This is a genomic window from Bradyrhizobium agreste (genome assembly GCF_016031625.1).
Taxonomy (GTDB): Bacteria; Pseudomonadota; Alphaproteobacteria; order Rhizobiales; family Xanthobacteraceae; genus Bradyrhizobium; species Bradyrhizobium agreste.
In genome coordinates this window covers 98,864-117,182 of the sequence record NZ_JACCHP010000009.1, presented here as the reverse complement: position 1 = coordinate 117,182, position 18,319 = coordinate 98,864, and the positions used below count along the sequence as shown (strand labels likewise).

Annotated in this window: 17 protein-coding genes; 7 read left to right on the top strand and 10 right to left on the bottom strand. The window is 64.5% G+C overall.

The annotated features are described in order from the left end of the window. Nucleotides 1-119 precede the first annotated feature (119 nt). The 5 genes from HZZ13_RS15430 to HZZ13_RS15410 all read right to left on the bottom strand — a co-directional run bounded on the left by HZZ13_RS15430 (nt 120) and on the right by HZZ13_RS15410 (nt 2,758). Nucleotides 120-605, bottom strand: coding sequence for a F0F1 ATP synthase subunit B family protein (locus HZZ13_RS15430; protein WP_197960416.1), 486 nt, complete (start codon nt 603-605; stop codon nt 120-122). A 6-nt stretch (nt 606-611) separates the two neighbouring features. Further along, nucleotides 612-1,178: a F0F1 ATP synthase subunit B gene (locus tag HZZ13_RS15425; RefSeq protein ID WP_197960415.1), complete on the bottom strand. Its 567-nt coding sequence runs from the start codon at nt 1,176-1,178 to the stop codon at nt 612-614. 62 nt (nt 1,179-1,240) lie between these two features. Further along, nucleotides 1,241-1,468, bottom strand: a complete 228-nt coding sequence (locus tag HZZ13_RS15420) for a F0F1 ATP synthase subunit C (protein ID WP_018643436.1) — start codon at nt 1,466-1,468, stop codon at nt 1,241-1,243. A 53-nt stretch (nt 1,469-1,521) separates the two neighbouring features. After that, nucleotides 1,522-2,271 carry a F0F1 ATP synthase subunit A gene (locus HZZ13_RS15415; protein WP_197960414.1) on the bottom strand — a complete coding sequence of 250 codons (750 nt, stop codon included), beginning with the start codon at nt 2,269-2,271 and terminating at the stop codon, nt 1,522-1,524. Nucleotides 2,272-2,383: 112 nt separating this feature from the next. Beyond that, nucleotides 2,384-2,758, bottom strand: a complete 375-nt coding sequence (locus tag HZZ13_RS15410) for an AtpZ/AtpI family protein (RefSeq protein ID WP_197960413.1) — start codon at nt 2,756-2,758, stop codon at nt 2,384-2,386. A gap of 75 nt (nt 2,759-2,833) precedes the next feature. On the opposite strand from HZZ13_RS15410, the gene HZZ13_RS15405 reads away from it, so the two are divergent. The 3 genes from HZZ13_RS15405 to HZZ13_RS15395 are packed head-to-tail and all read left to right on the top strand — an operon-like array spanning nt 2,834 to nt 4,118. Beyond that, nucleotides 2,834-3,073 carry a hypothetical protein gene (locus HZZ13_RS15405; protein ID WP_197960412.1) on the top strand — a complete coding sequence of 80 codons (240 nt, stop codon included), beginning with the start codon at nt 2,834-2,836 and terminating at the stop codon, nt 3,071-3,073. A gap of 42 nt (nt 3,074-3,115) precedes the next feature. Further along, nucleotides 3,116-3,631: a hypothetical protein gene (locus HZZ13_RS15400; RefSeq protein ID WP_197960411.1), complete on the top strand. Its 516-nt coding sequence runs from the start codon at nt 3,116-3,118 to the stop codon at nt 3,629-3,631. Nucleotides 3,632-3,644: 13 nt separating this feature from the next. Continuing rightward, a complete protein-coding gene (locus HZZ13_RS15395) occupies nt 3,645-4,118 on the top strand; it encodes a secondary thiamine-phosphate synthase enzyme YjbQ (RefSeq protein WP_197960410.1) in 474 nt (157 codons plus the stop codon). Between the two features lie 63 nt (nt 4,119-4,181). Here the strand turns inward: HZZ13_RS15395 and HZZ13_RS15390 are convergent, their stop codons facing one another. Continuing rightward, complete coding sequence (locus HZZ13_RS15390; protein ID WP_197960409.1) at nt 4,182-5,807, bottom strand: MFS transporter; 1,626 nt, start codon at nt 5,805-5,807, stop codon at nt 4,182-4,184. A gap of 344 nt (nt 5,808-6,151) precedes the next feature. On the opposite strand from HZZ13_RS15390, the gene HZZ13_RS15385 reads away from it, so the two are divergent. Further along, a complete protein-coding gene (locus HZZ13_RS15385) occupies nt 6,152-6,823 on the top strand; it encodes a response regulator transcription factor (RefSeq protein ID WP_197960408.1) in 672 nt (223 codons plus the stop codon). A 4-nt stretch (nt 6,824-6,827) separates the two neighbouring features. Here HZZ13_RS15385 and HZZ13_RS15380 read toward each other — a convergent pair whose 3' ends face one another. Continuing rightward, the gene (locus tag HZZ13_RS15380; RefSeq protein WP_197960407.1) at nt 6,828-9,659 is read right to left on the bottom strand and encodes an ATP-binding protein; all 2,832 of its coding nucleotides are present in this window, start codon (nt 9,657-9,659) and stop codon (nt 6,828-6,830) included. Nucleotides 9,660-9,853: 194 nt separating this feature from the next. Here HZZ13_RS15380 and HZZ13_RS15375 point away from each other — a divergent pair, with 194 nt between their 5' ends. From HZZ13_RS15375 to HZZ13_RS15365, 3 genes are read left to right on the top strand one after another with little or no spacing between them, the layout of a single operon-like run. Then, complete coding sequence (locus tag HZZ13_RS15375) at nt 9,854-10,273, top strand: organic hydroperoxide resistance protein (RefSeq protein ID WP_197960406.1); 420 nt, start codon at nt 9,854-9,856, stop codon at nt 10,271-10,273. Between the two features lie 35 nt (nt 10,274-10,308). Next, the gene (locus HZZ13_RS15370; protein ID WP_197960405.1) at nt 10,309-11,337 is read left to right on the top strand and encodes an alpha/beta fold hydrolase; all 1,029 of its coding nucleotides are present in this window, start codon (nt 10,309-10,311) and stop codon (nt 11,335-11,337) included. A 48-nt stretch (nt 11,338-11,385) separates the two neighbouring features. Next, the gene (locus HZZ13_RS15365; protein WP_197960404.1) at nt 11,386-11,949 is read left to right on the top strand and encodes a cytochrome P460 family protein; all 564 of its coding nucleotides are present in this window, start codon (nt 11,386-11,388) and stop codon (nt 11,947-11,949) included. A 266-nt stretch (nt 11,950-12,215) separates the two neighbouring features. Here HZZ13_RS15365 and HZZ13_RS15360 read toward each other — a convergent pair whose 3' ends face one another. The 3 genes from HZZ13_RS15360 to HZZ13_RS15350 form a co-directional block, all read right to left on the bottom strand. Further along, nucleotides 12,216-13,208 (bottom strand): ABC transporter substrate-binding protein, encoded by a 993-nt coding sequence (locus HZZ13_RS15360; RefSeq protein ID WP_197949234.1) that lies wholly within the window; start codon nt 13,206-13,208, stop codon nt 12,216-12,218. Between the two features lie 140 nt (nt 13,209-13,348). Next, nucleotides 13,349-13,765: a cupin domain-containing protein gene (locus tag HZZ13_RS15355; RefSeq protein ID WP_197960403.1), complete on the bottom strand. Its 417-nt coding sequence runs from the start codon at nt 13,763-13,765 to the stop codon at nt 13,349-13,351. Nucleotides 13,766-14,764: 999 nt separating this feature from the next. After that, a complete protein-coding gene (locus HZZ13_RS15350; RefSeq protein WP_197960402.1) occupies nt 14,765-18,274 on the bottom strand; it encodes a PAS domain-containing hybrid sensor histidine kinase/response regulator in 3,510 nt (1,169 codons plus the stop codon). Between the last annotated feature and the right edge of the window lie 45 nt (nt 18,275-18,319).

Sequence of the window (18,319 nt, the reverse complement as noted above, 5' to 3'; positions counted from 1 at the left end):
GGCGGCCAAGACGTGGATGCCCGGGACAAGCCCGGGCATGACGATGAGGAGGCATCTCTCACGCAACAAAAAAGCCGGCGCTCATCGCGCCGGCTTTTTGATTGGTGAAGGCAAATCCCTCAGTTCAGCTTCTGCCTGACTTCGCTGATGCCCCTGGCGAGCAGGTCGTCGGCGATCTGGCCCTTGACCGATTGCGACAGGATCGTCGAGGCAGCCTGGACGGCGGCTTCCGCGGCGGCGGCGCGGACATCGGCCAGTGCCTGGGCCTCGGCCAGCGCGATCTTGCCCTCCGCGGTCTTGGTGCGGCGGGCGACGAAGTCTTCCATCTTCGCCTTGGCGTCGGCAGCGATGCGCTCGGCTTCGGCCTTGGCGTTGGCGATGATGTCGGCAGCCTCGCGCTCGGCCATGGCACTGCGCGCCTTGTAGTCGGCGAGCACCTTGGCCGCCTCCTGCTTGAGGCGCGCGGCGTCGTCGAGCTCGGCCTTGATGCGGGCGGCGCGATGATCGAGCGCGGTCATTGCCGACTTGAACACCCCGAGATAGCCGAACACGACCATCAGGATCACGAAGGCGACGGCGACCCAGGTTTCAGGATCGAAGAACATCTGTGGCTAACCCTTCAAGGACGCGTCAACGGCGGCATTGACCGAGGCGGCATCCGGGATGACCCCGGTGAGCTGCTGCACGATCTGGCCTGCCGCGTCGGCCGCGATGCCGCGGACGTTGCTCATGGCGGCCGTGCGGGTCGAGGCGATGGTCTTCTCTGCCTCGGCGAGCTTGGCCGCCAGCTGCGCTTCCAACGCCTTGCGTTCGGCGTCCGTCTGCGCATTCGCCTTGTCGCGGGATTCGTTGCCGATCGCCTGCGCCCGCGAACGCGCCGAAGCGAGCTCGCCTTCGTAGGCCTTCAGCGCAGCCTCGGACTGGTCCTTCAGCTTCTGCGCCTCGGCGAGGTCGCCCTCGATCTTGTTCTGGCGTGCCTCGATCGCACCACCGACCTTCGGCAGAGCGAGCTTGGACACGATCACGTAAAGCAGGACGAAGAAGATCGCGAGCGACACCAGCTGCGAAGCAAAGGTGCTGCTCTCGAACGGCGGAAAGCCGCCGCTGTGATGACCGCCATCGGCTTCGGTGTGGGCACCCGCCGCCGGTCCTTTTGCCCCGCCATGACTCTCGGCCATGGAGTACTCCTGTTGCTGTCACGCGCCGCTTCGGATGAAGCGGCGCGGAAGAAGTCGTTCCTTTAGAAAACGAACAGCAGAAGCAGCGCGATCAGCAGCGAGAAGATGCCGAGCGCTTCGGTCACGGCAAAGCCGAAGATCAGGTTGCCGAACTGGCCCTGAGCGGCCGACGGGTTGCGGACGGCTGCCGCGAGGTAGTTGCCGAAGATCACGCCCACGCCGACGCCCGCACCGCCCATGCCGATGCACGCGATGCCCGCGCCGATAAGTTTTGCTGCTGCCGGATCCATTTTAGACTCCTTGGAAGAAAGATAGGGTTGTGGGTGGAAATTCCCCGGACCGCTCAGTGTCCCGGATGAATGGCGTCGTTGAGGTAGATGCAGGTCAGGATCGCGAAGACGTAAGCCTGCAGGAACGCGACCAGGATCTCGAGCGCGTACAGCGCGATCGTGAGCGCCAGCGGCAGCACGCCGCCGACCCAGCCGATGGCGCCGAGCGAGAAGCCCAGCATGGCGACGAAGCCGGCAAACACCTTCAGCGCGATGTGGCCGGCCAGCATGTTGGCGAACAGACGAATGCTGTGGGAGACCGGCCGCAGGAAGAACGACAGGACTTCAATGAACATGACCAGCGGCAGGACGTAGCCGGGCACGCCGTGGGGAACGAAGATCTTGAAGAACTTCACGCCGTTCTTGGCGACGCCGTAGATCAGCACGGTGAAGAAGACCAAGAGCGCCAGTCCGGCGGTGACGATCAGGTGGCTCGAGACCGTGAAGGTGTAGGGGATGATGCCGACCAGGTTCGAGACGCAGATGAACATGAACAGCGAGAAGATCAGCGGGAAGAACTTCATGCCTTCCGCGCCGGCCGTCGAACGGATGGTCGAGGCCACGAATTCGTAGGAGATCTCGGCGACCGACTGCAGGCGCCCGGGAACCAGCTGCGAGCCGCTGGCGAGCATCAGGATCGAGATGATCGCGACCGCGATCAGCATGTAGAGCGATGAATTGGTGAAGGCGATCGTGTGATTGCCGATATGGCCCAGGGTGAAGAGAGGCTCGATGTTGAACTGGTGGATCGGATCGATTTTCATCGGCGCGGCATCTCTTGGTCTGCCGGGCATGCCGGCGGGTCTCGGTCTGCCGGCCGGGCCGGCCCGTACCGGCGAGGCCGGCACGATCATTCCTCTCCTGGTGGGACCAGCTTTAAGAACCACCGCGCCTGTTTTGACCCGCGCCTGCCGATCTCACCACATTCACCACGCCGGCGACGAAGCCCAGCAGCAGGAACACGATGAATCCGAAAGGCGACGTCGACAGCAAACGGTCGAACCCCCAGCCAATCCCCGCTCCGACAGCGACACCGGCGACCAACTCGGAGGATAACCGAAAACCAAGCGCCATCGCCGAGGCTCTGGCCGCTGTGTCTTCCTCGTCACCTGCGGGTTGCTCGGTCTTGGCCCGGCGGTCGCGAAATTCGGACAACCGCTGATCAAGATTTCCGAGCCGATCGGAAAGCGCGGCTTCCTCGGACGATCTATCGCGATCTCCATTCTCACCGTGTCCCGTGCTCTGTGCCATGCGACAAAGACCCGAAACGCTGCGGCCAAATGGAAATTACGCCCGCCACCCTCAAAAGCCGCGCGGACCATACTGATGGCCCATAATCAAGTCAAGCCAAGTCACGATTGCGTCGCTTTCGATTATGTCTCTGATTTGCTTAATGATATTGGCGTGCACGGCAGCGCTGCACACAGCGTGACGCCGCACCGCAGCAGGTCTGCTCAGGATCGGCGGATGCAGCCGTGCTTTCGCCGCGCTGGTGGGATCAAAGATGCCGTCACGTTCGTTGATTTCAGGGGCGGGTTTTTGGCGGCGGATTGCCGGCCGGTGTAGAATTGCAACCGCAGCCGCAGCAGCGCCGGGGCGGAGACAACGATGAGACCTGCGACGTCATCCATGACATCATGGCTCGCGGCGGCGGCCGCGGTGATGGTCGTCAGCGGCGGCCTCGTGGCCGCGCAATCCGCGCCCGACGGCGAAAATGGCCGCTACAGCATGACACCGATCCCCGAGGGCGTGCTGCGGCTCGACACGCGCACCGGCACGGTATCGACCTGCACCAAGAACGGCGCCGGCTGGGCCTGCTACGCGGTGCCCGACGAGCGGACCGCACTCGACGCCGAGATCGGCCGGCTGCAGGCCGAGGTCGAGCGGCTGAAGGCACAGCTCGCGGCGGGGCCGACGGTATCGGGCAAGATCGACGAGGCGCTGCCGAAATCCGATCCGCTTAAGAAGGCCGAGCCCAAGGTCGCGGAGGGCGAGCGCAAGATCGAGATCCCGCTGCCGAGCGAGCAGGACATCGACCGCGTGATGTCGTTCCTGGAAAAGGCCTGGCGGCGGCTGATCGACATGGCCAACCGCGTGCAGAAAGACGTGTCGGGGAAGATTTGATGCGTGCCCCTCCATGACATCAGCCAGATCCGTCACCCGCTCCGCACCATCGTCCGTGCAGGCCACGACCGTCACATCGTCACTGCTTACCGTGCAGACACCCGGCCGCGGCTTCACCGATCTGACCAGCGAGGCCGCAAAATTCATCGCCGAGGCGCACGCGGGTGAGGGCGCATTGACGCTGTTCATCCGCCACACCTCGGCCTCGCTGACGATCCAGGAGAACGCCGACCCCTCCGTGCTGGTCGATCTCACCACGGCCCTGTCACGGCTCGCACCGGAGAACGCCGGGTGGACCCATGATACCGAGGGACCCGACGACATGCCGGCCCACATCAAGACCATGCTGACGCAGACCTCGCTCCAGGTCCCGGTCCTGAGCGGCAGGCTCGCGCTCGGCACCTGGCAGGCGATCTATCTGGTCGAGCATCGCAGCCGTCCGCACCGGCGCGAGGTGGTGCTGCAATTCGTCGGCGGCAACCGGTAACCCTACAAAGCAAAACCGGCCGCGGAGACCGCGGCCGGTTGGTGTCGTCGATTGTTGCTGCGATCAGGTCGCCTTGATGTCGACGTCCTTGGTTTCCGGCAGGAACAGGAAGCCGATCACGACAGTGATCGCCGCGAAGGTGATCGGGTACCAGAGGCCGGCATAGATGTCGCCGGTCGAGGCCACGATGGCGAAGGCGGTGGCGGGCAGGAGGCCGCCGAACCAGCCGTTGCCGATGTGGTAGGGCAGCGACATCGAGGTGTAGCGGATGCGGGTCGGGAACAATTCGACCAGCATCGCCGCGATCGGGCCGTACACCATCGTGACGTAGACCACGAGGACGAACAACAGGCCGATGATCGCCGCCACCTGCGGGCGGAAGATGTCGAGCGGATGCGCCATCTTCACGATGCCGGCGTCACCCGCCTTGGGATAGCCAGCCGCCTGCACCGCGGCGAGAACCGCCGGGTTGCTGTCCTTGGCGTTGGTGTAGGGCACGTCCTTGCCGTTGACCACGACCTTCACGCCCGAGCCGGCCGGACCCGACGTCGTCGAGTACTTGACCGACGATTGCGACAGGTAGGCGCGCGCGGTGTCGCAAGGCGCGGTGAAGACGCGGGTGCCGACCGGGTTGAACAGATCGCCGCAGCCGGCGGGATCGGCCACCACCTCGACCTTGACCGACTCGATGGCCTTTTCCAGCGCCGGGTTGGCGTTGGACGTGATCATCTTGAAGATCGGGAAGAAGGTGAGGGCCGCGATCAGACAGCCGCCAAGGATGATCGGCTTGCGGCCGATCTTGTCGGACATCATGCCGAACACGATGAAGAAGCCGGTGCCGAGCAGCAGCGACCAGGCGATCAGCAGGTTGGCGGTATAGCCGTCGACCTTCAGGATCGATTGCAGGAAGAACAGCGCGTAGAACTGGCCGGTGTACCAGACCACGCCCTGGCCCATCACGCCGCCGAGCAGGGCGAGCAGCACGAGCTTGCCGTTCTGCCAGTTGCCGAAGGCCTCCGTCAGCGGCGCCTTCGAGCTCTTCCCTTCCTCCTTCATCTTCTGGAAGATCGGCGATTCGTTCAGGCGAAGCCGGATCCAGACCGAGATGCCGAGCAGCAGCACCGAGACCAGGAACGGAATGCGCCAGCCCCAGGCCGCGAAGTCGGCTTCGCCGGTCGCGGTCCGGGTGAACAGAATCACCAGCAGCGACAGGAACAGGCCGAGCGTTGCCGTGGTCTGGATGAACGAGGTGTAGTAGCCGCGCTTGCCGTGCGGCGCATGCTCCGCGACATAGGTCGCCGCACCACCATATTCACCGCCGAGCGCCAGGCCCTGGGCGAGGCGCAGCGCGATCAGGATGATCGGAGCCGCGATGCCGATGGTCGCCGCGTTGGGAAGCAGGCCGACGATGAAGGTCGACAGACCCATGATCAGGATGGTGACGAGGAAGGTGTATTTGCGGCCGACGATGTCGCCGATGCGGCCGAACACGATCGCGCCGAACGGCCGCACCAGGAAGCCCGCGGCGAAGGCCAGCAGCGCGAAGATGTCGCGGGTTGCCGGCGGATAGGCCGAGAAGAACTGCACGCCGATGATCGAGGCGAGCGAACCGTAGAGATAGAAGTCGTACCACTCGAAGACGGTACCGAGCGAGGAGGCGAGAATGACGAACCGTTCGTCCTTCGTCATCCCTCCCGCGCCTGCTTGAGACACAGCCATTGTCGACATGTTGAGTCGCTCCCCGAAATACGTTTCCTCGCGCCCCCAGAATGTCCGGACGTGCCGGATCAGCCCAGGTCTTGCCCGTCAAGGTAACATCGGCGTGAAACCTGCCCCAATACGACTTTCGGCCTTGCGCACTGACGCGCAGCTGACGCTGTGGTATCCGGCGCCGGGTGCGCGAACGCTGAAGGCGGGGATTAACCCCTTTGCAGCAAAGGAATAATGTGCACTTGCATGCCACGGCCGCTCGGGGAAGAATTGACGCACCCGAGATTTGTTCGCCGACCGGTGCGAACGACAGCAAGAGAACGATGAACGCTCCTTCCACCCATCTCGTCATCGCCGATGATCATCCGCTGTTCCGCGATGCGCTGCGGCAGGCGGTGGCGGGCGTTCTCCCCTCGGCCCGGATCGACGAGGCCGGATCCTTCGAGGATTTGACCAAGCTTCTGGAGCAGACCTCCGAGGTCGACCTGGTCCTGCTCGACCTCTCCATGCCCGGGATCTCCGGCTTTTCCGGCCTGATCTACCTGCGGGCGCAATATCCGGCGATTCCGGTCGTGATCGTCTCGGCCTCCGACGACAGCGCTACGATCCGCCGCTCGCTCGATTTCGGTGCGTCCGGTTTCATCCCCAAGCGGTTCGGGGTCGAGACCCTGCGCGATGCCATCCTCAAGGTGATGGAGGGCGACGTCTGGGTTCCCGCCGACACCGACCTGTCCGCCGCCGCCGACCCCGACATGACCCGTCTGCGCGACCGCCTGGTGACGCTGACGCCGCAGCAGGTTCGGGTCCTGATGATGCTGTCGGAAGGTCTGCTCAACAAGCAGATCGCTTACGAGCTCGGCGTCTCCGAGGCCACCATCAAGGCCCATGTCTCGGCGATCCTGCAAAAGCTCGGCGTCGAGAGCCGGACGCAGGCGGTGATTGCCGCCGCCAAGATCGCCGGCGGCCAATGGAAGCAGGGCACGTCGACGGGGTGATCCGCTACAGCGTGGTCAGGAGCGCGCTGGCCGCGCGGATATCCGCCGTTTCGGAGCCCTCGGCAAAGCCCTCAAGCGCCGATTGGAGCCATCGCTTCGCCTCGTCGCGCTGCCCGCGTTCGGCAAACAGGCCGGCGAGATCGATCGCGGCGCGCAGCTCCCAGGCCGTGGCGCCTTGCCGGCGACTCAGATCCAGGGATTGCATGAAGTGGGCTTCTGCCTGCTCGGCGTTGGGCTCTGGCAGCGACAGCAGAACGCTGCCTTTCATCCGCAGCAACTCGGGCATGTAGAGATGATCGCCGCTCTGATCGACGAGGCGGATCGCATCGTCGATCAGGCGCGCGCTCTGCTCGATCTTTCCAAGTGCCAATAAGCCTTGAACCAGCGCGATGTTGAAGGTCGTGGTGAGCAGTTCGTAGCCGGCCTCGTGGAGCTCGCGTAGGCAAGCCATGATCGTCTCGACGCCATGTGCGGCGTCTCCCCGCCGGATCGCCAGTTCGCCCTTCACGCCGCGGCCCACCACGAGATAGGGGCCCATCGATCGAGATTCGGCATGCGCGATGAACTGGTCGATGCTCTGTTCCGCGCCGGCGAGATCGCCGTCCCAGAGCGAGATCGAGACCGCCCAGATCAGCGCGATGCACAGCGTGATCGGATGCTCCATCTGCGCGGCTTCTGCCACCGTCTGTTGCGCCAGCTGCCGCGCGTCCGCGGGCCGGCCCTGCAACCAGAGTTCGCGCGCCAGCGTGATGCCGGCCCGGTTGCGATGATCGAAGCCATGAATGGTGCTGATTCGTTCGGCACCCGGCCCTTGCCATGCGACCTCCAGCATCTTCAGCGCGTCGCCGTGCGCGCCGGCCAGATGCAGCGAGACCCCGAGCAGCGAATGGGCGAGGACGATCGCGCCGGGATCGCCGAGCGGCTGTGCGACCGCAAGGCTCTGCTGCGCATAACCCAGCGCGGCGTCGAACTGTCCCATCCGTTCGTGGAAGATGTGCATGCGGCCGAGCAGCTGGAGCTGGTTCGGCGCGTCGCCGCGCGCCTCGGCGATCGCAAGGCTCCTGCTCAAGGCTGCGCGCGCCGCCTCGCTGCCGCCGCGCGTGAACATCAGGGTCAGCCCGAGGGCGGCCTGGATGTGCATTTCATCGGCGCTGCCGCGCGCGGACGGGGGCATCGCAAGCAGCGCCCGTTCCGACCAGCGCCGGCATTCGATCAAGAGGGACATCGCGAGGAAGATCGGCGCTGCCGCGGCGGCGAGCGCGATGCCGGCGTCGGCGTCGCCGCCCGCGCCAAAGCACCAGTTCAGCGCGGCACGCACGTTGTGGAGCGCGGAGAAGTGGATCGCCCGTTCGTCGGCGTTCGGCGTTGCCGCCCATGTGCTGCCGGCCTGCTCCAGCCATCGCCGGTAGTAGGCCGCGTGGCGCGCGGCGAGCGCGGCGTCGTTCGGCTCGATCTCGAGCAGATAGGCACGCGTGGTATCGAGCAGACGGTAGCGCATCATGGCGCCGATCGGCCGCGGCGCGACCATCGATTTGGCGACGAGACTGTCTATGGCATCGAACAAGCAGGAGCGGTCGGCACGTTCATCGGGGACGACTTCGAGGGCGGCGTCGATGGTGAAGTGACCTACGAACACCGCCAATCTCCGCAGCACGAGGCGCTCGATGTCGGACAGCAGCCCGTAGCTCCAGTCCAGTGTCGCCCGCAACGTCTTCTGCCGCGGCGGCGCGGTGCGCTGGCCCTGCCAGAGCAGATTGAGACGCTCGTCGAGCAGCGCGGCCGTCTGCTCCAGCCCGTAAGCTTCGACCCGGCCGGCGGCGAGCTCGATCGCCAGGGCCATGCCGTCGAGCTTGCGGCAGATGCCGGCGACGAGCGCCGCATTGCCGTTATCAAGCGCGATCTGCGCGCCGCCAGCGGTCGCCCGTTCGATGAAGAGCTGAAGCGCGGGATAGGTCTGCGCAGCCGCCGCACTCAGCCCGGCATTGTCCGGCGGAACGGCAAGCGGCGCCAATCGATAGACCTGCTCGCCCTCGACGCGCAGGGCTTCGCGGCTGGTGGCGAGGATGTGGACATCAGGCGCAGCGTGGAAGATCGCCGAAGCCAACGGTGCCGCCGCGGCGATGACATGCTCGCAATTGTCGAGGATGAGCAGCATCCGCTTGTCCCTGAGATGCGCGAGCAGCGCGGGCAGGGGATCGTCGGTCTCGGCCGGCAAGCCGAGCATCAACAGGATCGAGGTGATCACGAGATCGGGATCGCTGAGCGCGGCAAGGTCGACGAAATGCGCGGCGTCGGAGAACGTCGCGAGCAGGTCATGGGCGATCGCCACCGCGACGGCAGTCTTGCCGACGCCGCCCGGACCCGCGATCGTGACGAAGCGCGAGGCGAGAAGCTTGTCGGAGATGGCGGCGACGGCCTGGTCGCGTCCGACCATCCGTTGCAGCCGGTTCGGCAGCTTGACCGCCGGCAATTCCATGGGCGGGGCCGAGCGCCGCGCTGCCGGAAGCGGCGTGTGCGAGATCGGTGCCACGAAGCAATAGCCGCGCCCGGAGAGGGTCGTGATGTATCGCGCGCCGTCCTTGCCGTCGCCGAGCGCCTTGCGCAGAGCGGCGATGTGAAAGCGCAGATTGGCCTCTTCGACGGTGATGCCGGGCCACACCAGCGCCATCAGATCCCATTTGCTGACGACCTCGTTCGGCCGCGACATCAGGGCGATCAGCGCGTCGAAGGCCTTCGCACCCAGCGGCACCGCGATGCCGTCGCGCGTCACGAGTCTTTCATGTGGCGCCACGGTGAATGGTCCGAACGAGAGTCTTGGCCCGGTCGGCGTCGTCATCGCGAAATCTTGCTCATTTGCGAACCGGATAGCCAGAGGGCAGCGATCCCGCAAGGCCTGCGTTGCATCGGCATCAGACCGCGTTTGCAGGCCTCCCAACGGCTTCTGCGCCGGCCTCACAATTTCTCACAAGTCCAAACGGGTCTCCGGAGCGCGTCGCTGATAGTCATTTGCGCGATGGCAAGGAGCCCTTCATGACGCAAACGGCAAAACTGCTCTACACGGCCCGGACACACACAAGCGGCGGCCGGCAGGACGGCATATCGCGCAGTTCCGATGGCCGCCTCGACGTCAAGCTGTCGCCGCCGGGCGGGGCCGGCATCGGCACCAATCCCGAGCAATTGTTTGCGGCCGGCTGGTCGGCCTGCTTCGAAGGCGCCATGGAACTCGCCGCGCGCAAGCGGAAGGTGACCCTTCCCAGGAAAAGCGCGATCGATACGGAGATCGATCTCGTGCTCGACGAGGGCGCCTACGCGCTGAAGGCACGCCTCAACGTCAGCCTGCCGGGTCTCGATCCCGAGATCGCACGCGGCATCATCGATGAAGCGCATCAAACCTGCCCCTACTCCAAGGCCGTCCGCGGCAACATCGACGTCACGGTCACGCTGATCTGACGCACCACCATCAACCACCACGAGGTCACTCCATCATGAAACAGATCATCGATCAGCACCGCCGCCAGTTTCTCGGCATTGCCACGGGAGCCGCCGCCGCCGGTGTCGGCATGATCGCGTTCGCTCGTGCCGAGACGGAACCACAGCGAACCTCGGCATCGAATGCGTCCTTCGGCGCGATCAAGCAGATCGATGCTGGCGTTCTCAACGTCGGCTATGCGGAGGTGGGTCCCTCGAACGGTCCGGTGGCGATCCTGCTGCACGGCTGGCCCTACGACATTCACGCCTTCATCGACGTCGCGCCGCTCCTGGCCAAAGCCGGCTATCGCGTCATCATCCCATATTTGCGCGGCTACGGCACGACGCACTTCCTCTCCAGTGACACGCCGCGCAACGGCGAGCCTGTGGCCATGGCCGCGGACATCATCGCGCTGATGGACAAGCTCGAGATCAAGAAGGCCGTCATCGCCGGCTTCGACTGGGGTGCACGCACCGCCGACATCATCGCCGCGCTGTGGCCGGACCGTTGTCGCGCGTTGGTATCGGTCAGCGGCTATCTGATCTCCAGCCAGGCTGCCGGCAACGCGCCGTTGCCGCCGCAGGCGGAGCTGCAATGGTGGTACCAGTTCTACTTCGCGACCGAGCGCGGCCGGGCCGGATACGAGAAGTACACGCACGATTTCGCCAAGCTGATCTGGAAGCTGGCCTCGCCGCAATGGAAGTTCGACGACACCACCTTCAACAGGAGCGCGGCGGCGCTGGACAACAGGGATCATGTCGCGATCACGATCCACAATTACCGCTGGCGGCTCGGGCTCGCCCAGGGCGAGGTAAAATACGAGCATCTCGAAAAGAAGCTGGCCGCAGCTCCGCAGATCGAGGTGCCGACGATCACGATGGAGGGCGATGCCAACGGCGCGCCCCATCCCGAGCCGAGCGCCTATGCCAGGAAGTTCTCAGGCCGATACGAGTTTCGCCTGATCACCGGCGGCGTCGGCCACAACCTGCCGCAGGAAGCGCCGCAAGCCTTTGCCAAGGCGGTCATCGACGTCGACGGCGCCTAGGCGTTCGTCGACACCTCCGTCCAGCCTCATTGATCGAGCCTGATGAACATGACGACAGCCGAACCTGAAAAGAAGAAATCTCGCTACACCACGATCATGGTGCTGACGGTGGTCCTCCTCGTCGTGCTCCTGACCTGCGTGCCCTACCTCGTCACGATCGCCTTCGCGGAAGGGCCAGCGGAACAGAGCGCGGCGGACGCCTCGCCGATCTTCGGCGTCACAATTCCTGCCGGCTATAAGCAGTGGGAGCTGATCGCGCCGGCCGAAGAGGCCGCGCCACTCGACGAGCTGCGCGCTGTTCTCGGCAACCAGACTGCAATCGACGCCTATCAAGCCGGAAAACTGCCGTTCCCGGACGGCACCATTCTGGTCAAGCGCGCCTGGAAGCGGAAACAGTCACCCGAGTTTGCGTCCGCGACGATTCCCGGCGCCGCCACCACGGTCCAGGTGATGGTGAAGGATTCCAGGAAATACGCCGCGACCGGCGGCTGGGGTTTTGGCCGCTTCATCGACGGCAAACCGGTGGACGAGGCGCAGCACCGCACCTGCTTCGCCTGCCACAACGCTCGCGCCAGGAGCCGCGATTACGTCTTCACGCGGCTGGCGCCCTGAGCGGACCTTCGCGCAATCATTCCACCGTCATCATCAAGGCGCACGTCTCGGCCATCCCTGCAGAAGCTCGGCGTCCGAGAGCTGCACCCAGGCCGTGATTGCCGCCGCGAAGATCCCGGCGGCCAGGAAGCAGGGCACGACGACGGGGTGAGGCGCTTACTCGTTAACTCGTGGACGTCCGGTCTTTAGGGCAAAGCGGATCAGTCAGCTCGTTCGGAGCTTTGCCGGGTTCGACCCGAAGCGGACATGCGAATCGTCTTGGACACTTACTCAACGACGCGGTCTGCTCGCTGCAAGATGCTCGCGGGTACCGTGATCCCAACAGCTTTTGCTGCCCGCTGATTTACGATCAATGTTCGCTTCGTGATGGTTTCAATTGGCAGCTCGGCGGGCTTCGTCCCCTTCAGAACTTTATCCGCAATGATTGACATTCTGGGAAATGTGTCGATCACGCTGGTACCATAGGCGAACAGCCCGCCCGCGGCTCCCTGGCTTCCGGGAAACACGGTCAGCAACTTTCTCTCAGAGGCAATCTCCGCGATGCGCTTTGCATGCGGGAAAACAACAGGCGCTTCGAGGATCACGATCGCCTGCACATCATGCTTCATGATCTCCGCAAAGGCCTCATCCAGTTTCGCTTCGGCGGTCGGACCCTTGACCCTCACGACGAAAGGCTCGAACCCAACCGCAATTGCTGCTGCGCGATTTTCCCTCTCGATCGGGACGAACCCACTCGCATCGGCTCCGGGCAGTGTGTCGTCGCTCAGAATCGCCACCCGTGAGATGCTCGGCAATGCCTCTTTGAGGAGTTCGAATTGCTTCGCGGCTTGCTGCGTATCGAGGCTGGTAATTCCTGTGGCATTGCCGCCCGGACGGCTCATATCATGGGCAAGGCCGAGCGCGATCGGATCAGTCACAATAGTAAACACGATCGGGGTCTTGCTGGTTGCCTTTTGCGCAGCAGCGGTTGCCACCCCGCCGTAGGTCATGATCAGGTCGAGTTCAAGGCGAGCAAGCTCGTCGGCAAAACCGGGATGACGGTCCAACTGCCCCTGAGCCCATCTCGGCTCGAAAGTAATGTCGCGACCTTCGACATATCCCAGATTTGCAAAATCTTTGCGGAGTTGATCAAAGAAGACGGCAGCAGTCGTATTCGACATGATTCCAACCCGGAACTGCCGGTTCGGTTGCTGCGCGCTTGCTTCTCGGCATGCGACCAAAACAAAGATTAACGCGAATATCCTCCAGCGCAATTTCATAAATGCACCTCTGGCTGATGTTCGTTCCCACCCGCATAGGAATAGCGACCCCTGAGGGTAACGACGCTTGGCCCGGCAGCGATTGAGCTCGGCCGAACCTCACGGAGACGCATCCAAACCGAAGCGATTGATCCGATGCACTATGGAGCCGGAGAGGCGAGCGGTTTTCCTTTCTCGACTACGTAAGTAGCAATCACTTTCGCGCCGTTCGGTCCGGCTTTTGCATCGTGAATAACACCGGGTGCAAGTTGATAGCTCTCACCGGACTTTACTGTCTTGTCTGGTTGACCGTCGGCCATGAGCACCATTTCGCCATCAAGCATAAAGCCTGACTCAGGACCGGGATGTGTGTGGCGCCCAATATTCACATTGGGCATGACCTCAGCAATTCCAATCACCGTCTCATAGTTGGTGCCGGGCACATCAAACTTCTGTAGTGGCGTCCGCTTTATCGTGGCGATTTGCTGGGTCGCTACTGGCGGATTCTGCTGAGCGGCAGCGATACTGGTCATCGTCACCATGACTACGGCGGCGGAAAGTAAGTACCTGACAAACATTACTTCCTCCAAATATTTGATTGAGAATACCCAAACTTATCAAAATCTCCAGGTATTGGCCATGTCCGAAATTGGCCCAACCCGGGAGTTTGACGGTTTCCGCTTTTGTGCCGCTGTTTGGATATAAGGACATCAAGTGCGTCCCACACCATCGACTTGGCAGGCAGGTGCCTGGGGCACCCCCAAGGGTTTGGGGTGTACGGCAGGCAAACAGCAAGGGCTGGGTCAATCGGCTTGCAGTAAAATATTCCACTTTACCGAAATTCGGATTTCTGGCATACGCAGCCCATCCTGATCGGCGAAAGGGGCGGTCGTACGTCGTCACGAGCCGCAGATCGGGCTGCGGTGGACGCATTGGCGTCGTCGCGGATGTGAGACGCAGGGCGGGGTGATGGATTGAGCCGATCCCCGTGAGCCTCTCGCAAGCCGCGTTGTACGAACGGCGCCGTGTGCGTACGGCAAAACCGTGTGGTCCTGGCCGTCGTTGCTACGGTCAAGCTCTTGCGGATGGGGCATGGCGCCAACCGGCGCGGTGTCGGCGAATTCCGTGAGGCGAGGGAGGCCAGAAGGAACTCGGCTCCCGGGAGAGCGCGGCATAAGCCGTCCGACCATCGCGCAGGGAAGGCCGTGTGTTCGGCTTCACCTGTATGCTGCTGTGCGGTTCTTCCTGCGTGTGCATTTCGCGCAGCGGACCGCGGGTGCCAGCCAGCACCCGGCCTTCCCTGCGCCCTTTTCTCCAAGAGGGCGCGACGCGAAGCGCAAACCTCGGGCGAAACGCGTCGCGAGAAGGCGAGGGCGTGTCTGCGATCTCAAATGCATGATGGAGGATGGCGATGCTGCCATTCGCTCCGTCATTGCGAGGAGCCCTTGCGACGAAGCAATCCAGACTGCTTCCGCGGAAAGATTCTGGATTGCTTCGCTGCGCTCGCAATGACGGCCGTGGAAGCAGCCTGTGCCATTGGTCATTTCACGGACGCTGCGCAATTTTCTATGGACGGGCTACTCCGCCGCCACCATCTGCTGCGTGCGCCACTGGCCGAGCAGGGCGCGGAGCGAAGCCGGCTTCACCGGCTTGTTGAGCACCGCGATCTTCTCGTCACGCGCGGCGACCTGCACGGCGGGGCTGCGATCGGCGGTGATCAGGATCGCAGGGATGCCATCGCCGAAGCGGCGGCGGATCTCGCGGATGGCGGCGATGCCGTTGCCGCGATCGAGGTGATAGTCGACCAGGAGGCCGGTGACGCGCCGTCCGGCGGTTTCGATGGCGGCGATCGCCCCTTCCGGATCGGCCACTGCGATCACCTCGGCATCCCAGGCCTTGAGCAGCGTGCGCATGCCGTCGAGAATCGCCGCATCGTTCTCGATGCAGACGATCAGCGCGCCCGAGATCGGCGTGCGCGCCAGCGGCGTCGCGCTGGTCACGGCCGCGGTGTGGGTGACCGCCTTCGCCGTCGGCACCGTCACGGAAAATACCGAGCCGCCGCCGGCATTGGCTTCGATGGCGATGCCGTGATTGAGCACGCGGGCCAGGCGTTCCACGATCGAGAGCCCGAGGCCCAGACCGCGGGCGATCCGCGCGCCCTGCTCCAGGCGATGGAATTCCTTGAAGATCTCGCCGCGCTTGACCGCGGGGATGCCGACGCCGGTATCGTAGACGCAGATCTTGAGCGAGGTGCCGCGGCGGCGGCAGCCGACCAGCACGCGGCCGCGGGGGGTGTACTTGATCGCGTTCGAGATCAGGTTCTGCAGCAGCCGCCGCAGCAGCAGGCGGTCCGACTGCACCGGCAGCGAGCAGGGCACGAAGGCGAGCTCGAGGCCCTTGGCGCGCGCGATCGGCGCGAACTCGATCTCCAGCGAACGCATCAGATCGGCCATCTTGAAGCTCGTGATCGAGGTCGTCATCGCGCCGGCGTCCAGTCGCGAGATGTCCAGCAGCGCGCCGAGGATCTCCTCGATCGCCTGCAGCGATTCGTCGATGTTCTCGACCAGCCGCGTCTCCTCGCCATTGTGCTGGCGCTCGACCAGGCTCGTGACATAGAGCCGCGCCGCGTTCAGCGGCTGCAGGATGTCGTGGCTGGCGGCGGCGAGGAAGCGCGTCTTGGAGATGCTGGCGTCCTCCGCCGCGCTCTTGGCGAGGGCCAGCTCGGAGTTCAGCCGCGTCAGCTCCTCGGTACGGTCGCGCACGCGCTTTTCCAGTGTGGCATTGGCGCGCTCCAGCGCTTCCGCGGCTTCGAAGCTCGGCGTGACGTCGGTGAAGGTGATGACGAAGCCGCCGCCGGGCATGCGGTTGGTGAGCACTTCGATCACCATGTGCCGTTCCGGCAGGCGCTCGAGATAAGGCTCGCTGTCGGTGGTATAGGCCGCAAGGCGCCGTTCCAGCAGGGCCTCGCGCTCGAGCGGATCGTTCGGATCGCCGAGGCCGATGAATTCCAGGATCTCGCGCAAGGGCGTGCCGAACTGGATCAAATGCAGGGGCACATTGAGGAGGTCGCCGAACTGCCGGTTGGAGCAGATCAGTTGCAGATCGGCGTCGAACACGGCGATGCCCTGGCGCACATGGTTGAGCGCGGTCTGCAGGATCTCGCGGTTGAAATGCAGCGCGGCGTGCGAATCGTCGAGCAGCTTCAGTGCCGCCTTGGCGGAGACCGTCCGCTTGCGCAGCAGCAGCGACATCACGAGGCGGGAGGAGGCCGCGCCGATCGAGGAGGCAATCAGGTGCTCGGCGTGTTGCAACAGCTCGAAATCGGCGGGCGCGCCGGGCTCCAGCCGCACGTTGCGCCGCGCCGAGAAGGCCTCGAAGGACTGCCGCGCGCGGTCGGGCCCGAGATATTGCGCCACCGTGGTCTGGATGTCCTGCACGGTGACCGTGGTGCGCCAGCGGCGGAAGCTCGGGGAGTTCGGTGCGAGCGTGTTGGGCACGAACAGATCGGCCTGCAGCAGCTCGATCGAAGACGGCCTTCGTGCCAGCGACAGCAGTACATAGGTCAGGATGTTGAGCGACAGCGACCAGATCACGCCGTGCATCAGGGGCGGCAGGTCGGCGCCGAACAGTGCCTGCGGCCGCAGCGCCTCGATGCCGAACGGGCCGTGCTGCAGCAGCAGGATGCCCGATGTCGAGGAATCCATGAAGCTCGGTATGAACAGCGTGTAGAACCAGACCGCAAAGCCGACCAGCATGCCCCCGATCGCCCCGCGTGCCGTCGCGCGCCGCCACAACAGGCCGCCGAAGAAGCTGGGGGCAAGCTGGGCGATGGCGGCAAAGGAGAGCAGGCCGATCGCCGCGAGCTGGGCGTTGCCGAGCGCGCGATAGTAGAAATAGGCCATCACCATGATGGCGAAGATCGCGAGCCGGCGCGAGCGCAGCAGGAAGTTGCTGAAATCGGCGCCGCCGGCGCGCCCCTCCGGCCGGCGTTGCAGCACCAGGGGCACCACGAGGTCGTTCGAGACCATGATGGAGAGTGCGACGCATTCGACGATCACCATCGCGGTCGCCGCCGACAGCCCGCCGACGAAGATGGCGACGCTGAGATGCCCGGCGCCACCCTCCATCGGCAGGGCCAGCACGTACATGTCAGGATCGGCCGCGCCGAACGGGAAGGTCACGAGGCCGGCGAGCGCGATCGGGATCACGAACAGGTTGATGGCGACGAGGTAGAGCGGAAACAACCAGCGCGCGCGGCCGACCTCGGCATCCGAGGAATTCTCCACCACGCTGACGTGAAACTGGCGCGGCAGCAGCATGATCGCGCACAGCGACAGCAACGTCATGGTCAGGAAGTTGCCGATCGACGGCGAATAGTTGATGGCGCGCACCGCCTCCGGCGTCCTCATGGCGCGCTCGATCAATTCATGCGGCGAGAACATCCAGAAGGTGACGAAGATGCCCGCAGCGAGAAAGGCGACCAGCTTGACGATTGATTCGGTCGCAATCGCCAGCATCAGCCCGTGCTGATGCTCGGTGGCGTCGGTCTGCCGTGTGCCGAACAGCACCGCGAACGCCGCCATCGCCAGCGTCACCATCAGCGCCATGTCGCCGAGGATCGGGATGTGCGAGAAGGCCTGGTCTTCGCTCAGGATCGTGCCCAGCGAGGAGGCCACCGCCTTGAGCTGGAGCGCGATGTAGGGCACCGAGCCGATGATCGCGATTGCGGCGACGGTGGCCGCCACTGCCTGGCTCTTGCCGTAGCGCGCCCCGATGAAGTCGGCGATCGAGGTGATGTTGTGGGCCTTCGCCAGCTGGATGACGCGGCGGAGCACGCCGGCCCCTAACCCGATCATCAGGATCGGGCCGACATAGATCGCGAGGAAGTCGGTCGAGGTGCGGGTGGCGAAGCCGACCGAGCCGAAGAAGGTCCAGGAGGTGCAGTAGATCGCCAGCGACAGCGGATAGATCAGCCCGGAAGCGCGGCCGCGCCCGGCCGGCGAGCGGCGGTCGCCGTGGCTCGCCACCAGGAACAGGAAGCCGATATAGCCGAAGGCGGCGGCAATGACGCCCCAGTCGTGCAGCATGGGTCGGGGGCTCTCTCCCTGGGCGCCGGCGGCGCCCGAGCTCAT

Excerpts from the sequence above, each read along its gene's own strand:
- HZZ13_RS15430 (WP_197960416.1), bottom strand. The coding sequence starts at position 605 with ATGTTCTTCGATCCTGAAACCTGGGTCGCCGTCGCCTTCGTGATCCTG.
- HZZ13_RS15425 (WP_197960415.1), bottom strand. The coding sequence starts at position 1,178 with ATGGCCGAGAGTCATGGCGGGGCAAAAGGACCGGCGGCGGGTGCCCAC.
- HZZ13_RS15420 (WP_018643436.1), bottom strand. The coding sequence starts at position 1,468 with ATGGATCCGGCAGCAGCAAAACTTATCGGCGCGGGCATCGCGTGCATC.
- HZZ13_RS15415 (WP_197960414.1), bottom strand. The coding sequence starts at position 2,271 with ATGAAAATCGATCCGATCCACCAGTTCAACATCGAGCCTCTCTTCACC.
- HZZ13_RS15410 (WP_197960413.1), bottom strand. The coding sequence starts at position 2,758 with ATGGCACAGAGCACGGGACACGGTGAGAATGGAGATCGCGATAGATCG.
- HZZ13_RS15405 (WP_197960412.1), top strand. The coding sequence starts at position 2,834 with ATGGCCCATAATCAAGTCAAGCCAAGTCACGATTGCGTCGCTTTCGAT.
- HZZ13_RS15400 (WP_197960411.1), top strand. The coding sequence starts at position 3,116 with ATGAGACCTGCGACGTCATCCATGACATCATGGCTCGCGGCGGCGGCC.
- HZZ13_RS15395 (WP_197960410.1), top strand. The coding sequence starts at position 3,645 with ATGACATCAGCCAGATCCGTCACCCGCTCCGCACCATCGTCCGTGCAG.
- HZZ13_RS15390 (WP_197960409.1), bottom strand. The coding sequence starts at position 5,807 with ATGACGAAGGACGAACGGTTCGTCATTCTCGCCTCCTCGCTCGGTACC.
- HZZ13_RS15385 (WP_197960408.1), top strand. The coding sequence starts at position 6,152 with ATGAACGCTCCTTCCACCCATCTCGTCATCGCCGATGATCATCCGCTG.
- HZZ13_RS15380 (WP_197960407.1), bottom strand. The coding sequence starts at position 9,659 with ATGACGACGCCGACCGGGCCAAGACTCTCGTTCGGACCATTCACCGTG.
- HZZ13_RS15375 (WP_197960406.1), top strand. The coding sequence starts at position 9,854 with ATGACGCAAACGGCAAAACTGCTCTACACGGCCCGGACACACACAAGC.
- HZZ13_RS15370 (WP_197960405.1), top strand. The coding sequence starts at position 10,309 with ATGAAACAGATCATCGATCAGCACCGCCGCCAGTTTCTCGGCATTGCC.
- HZZ13_RS15365 (WP_197960404.1), top strand. The coding sequence starts at position 11,386 with ATGACGACAGCCGAACCTGAAAAGAAGAAATCTCGCTACACCACGATC.
- HZZ13_RS15360 (WP_197949234.1), bottom strand. The coding sequence starts at position 13,208 with ATGAAATTGCGCTGGAGGATATTCGCGTTAATCTTTGTTTTGGTCGCA.
- HZZ13_RS15355 (WP_197960403.1), bottom strand. The coding sequence starts at position 13,765 with ATGTTTGTCAGGTACTTACTTTCCGCCGCCGTAGTCATGGTGACGATG.
- HZZ13_RS15350 (WP_197960402.1), bottom strand. The coding sequence starts at position 18,274 with ATGCTGCACGACTGGGGCGTCATTGCCGCCGCCTTCGGCTATATCGGC.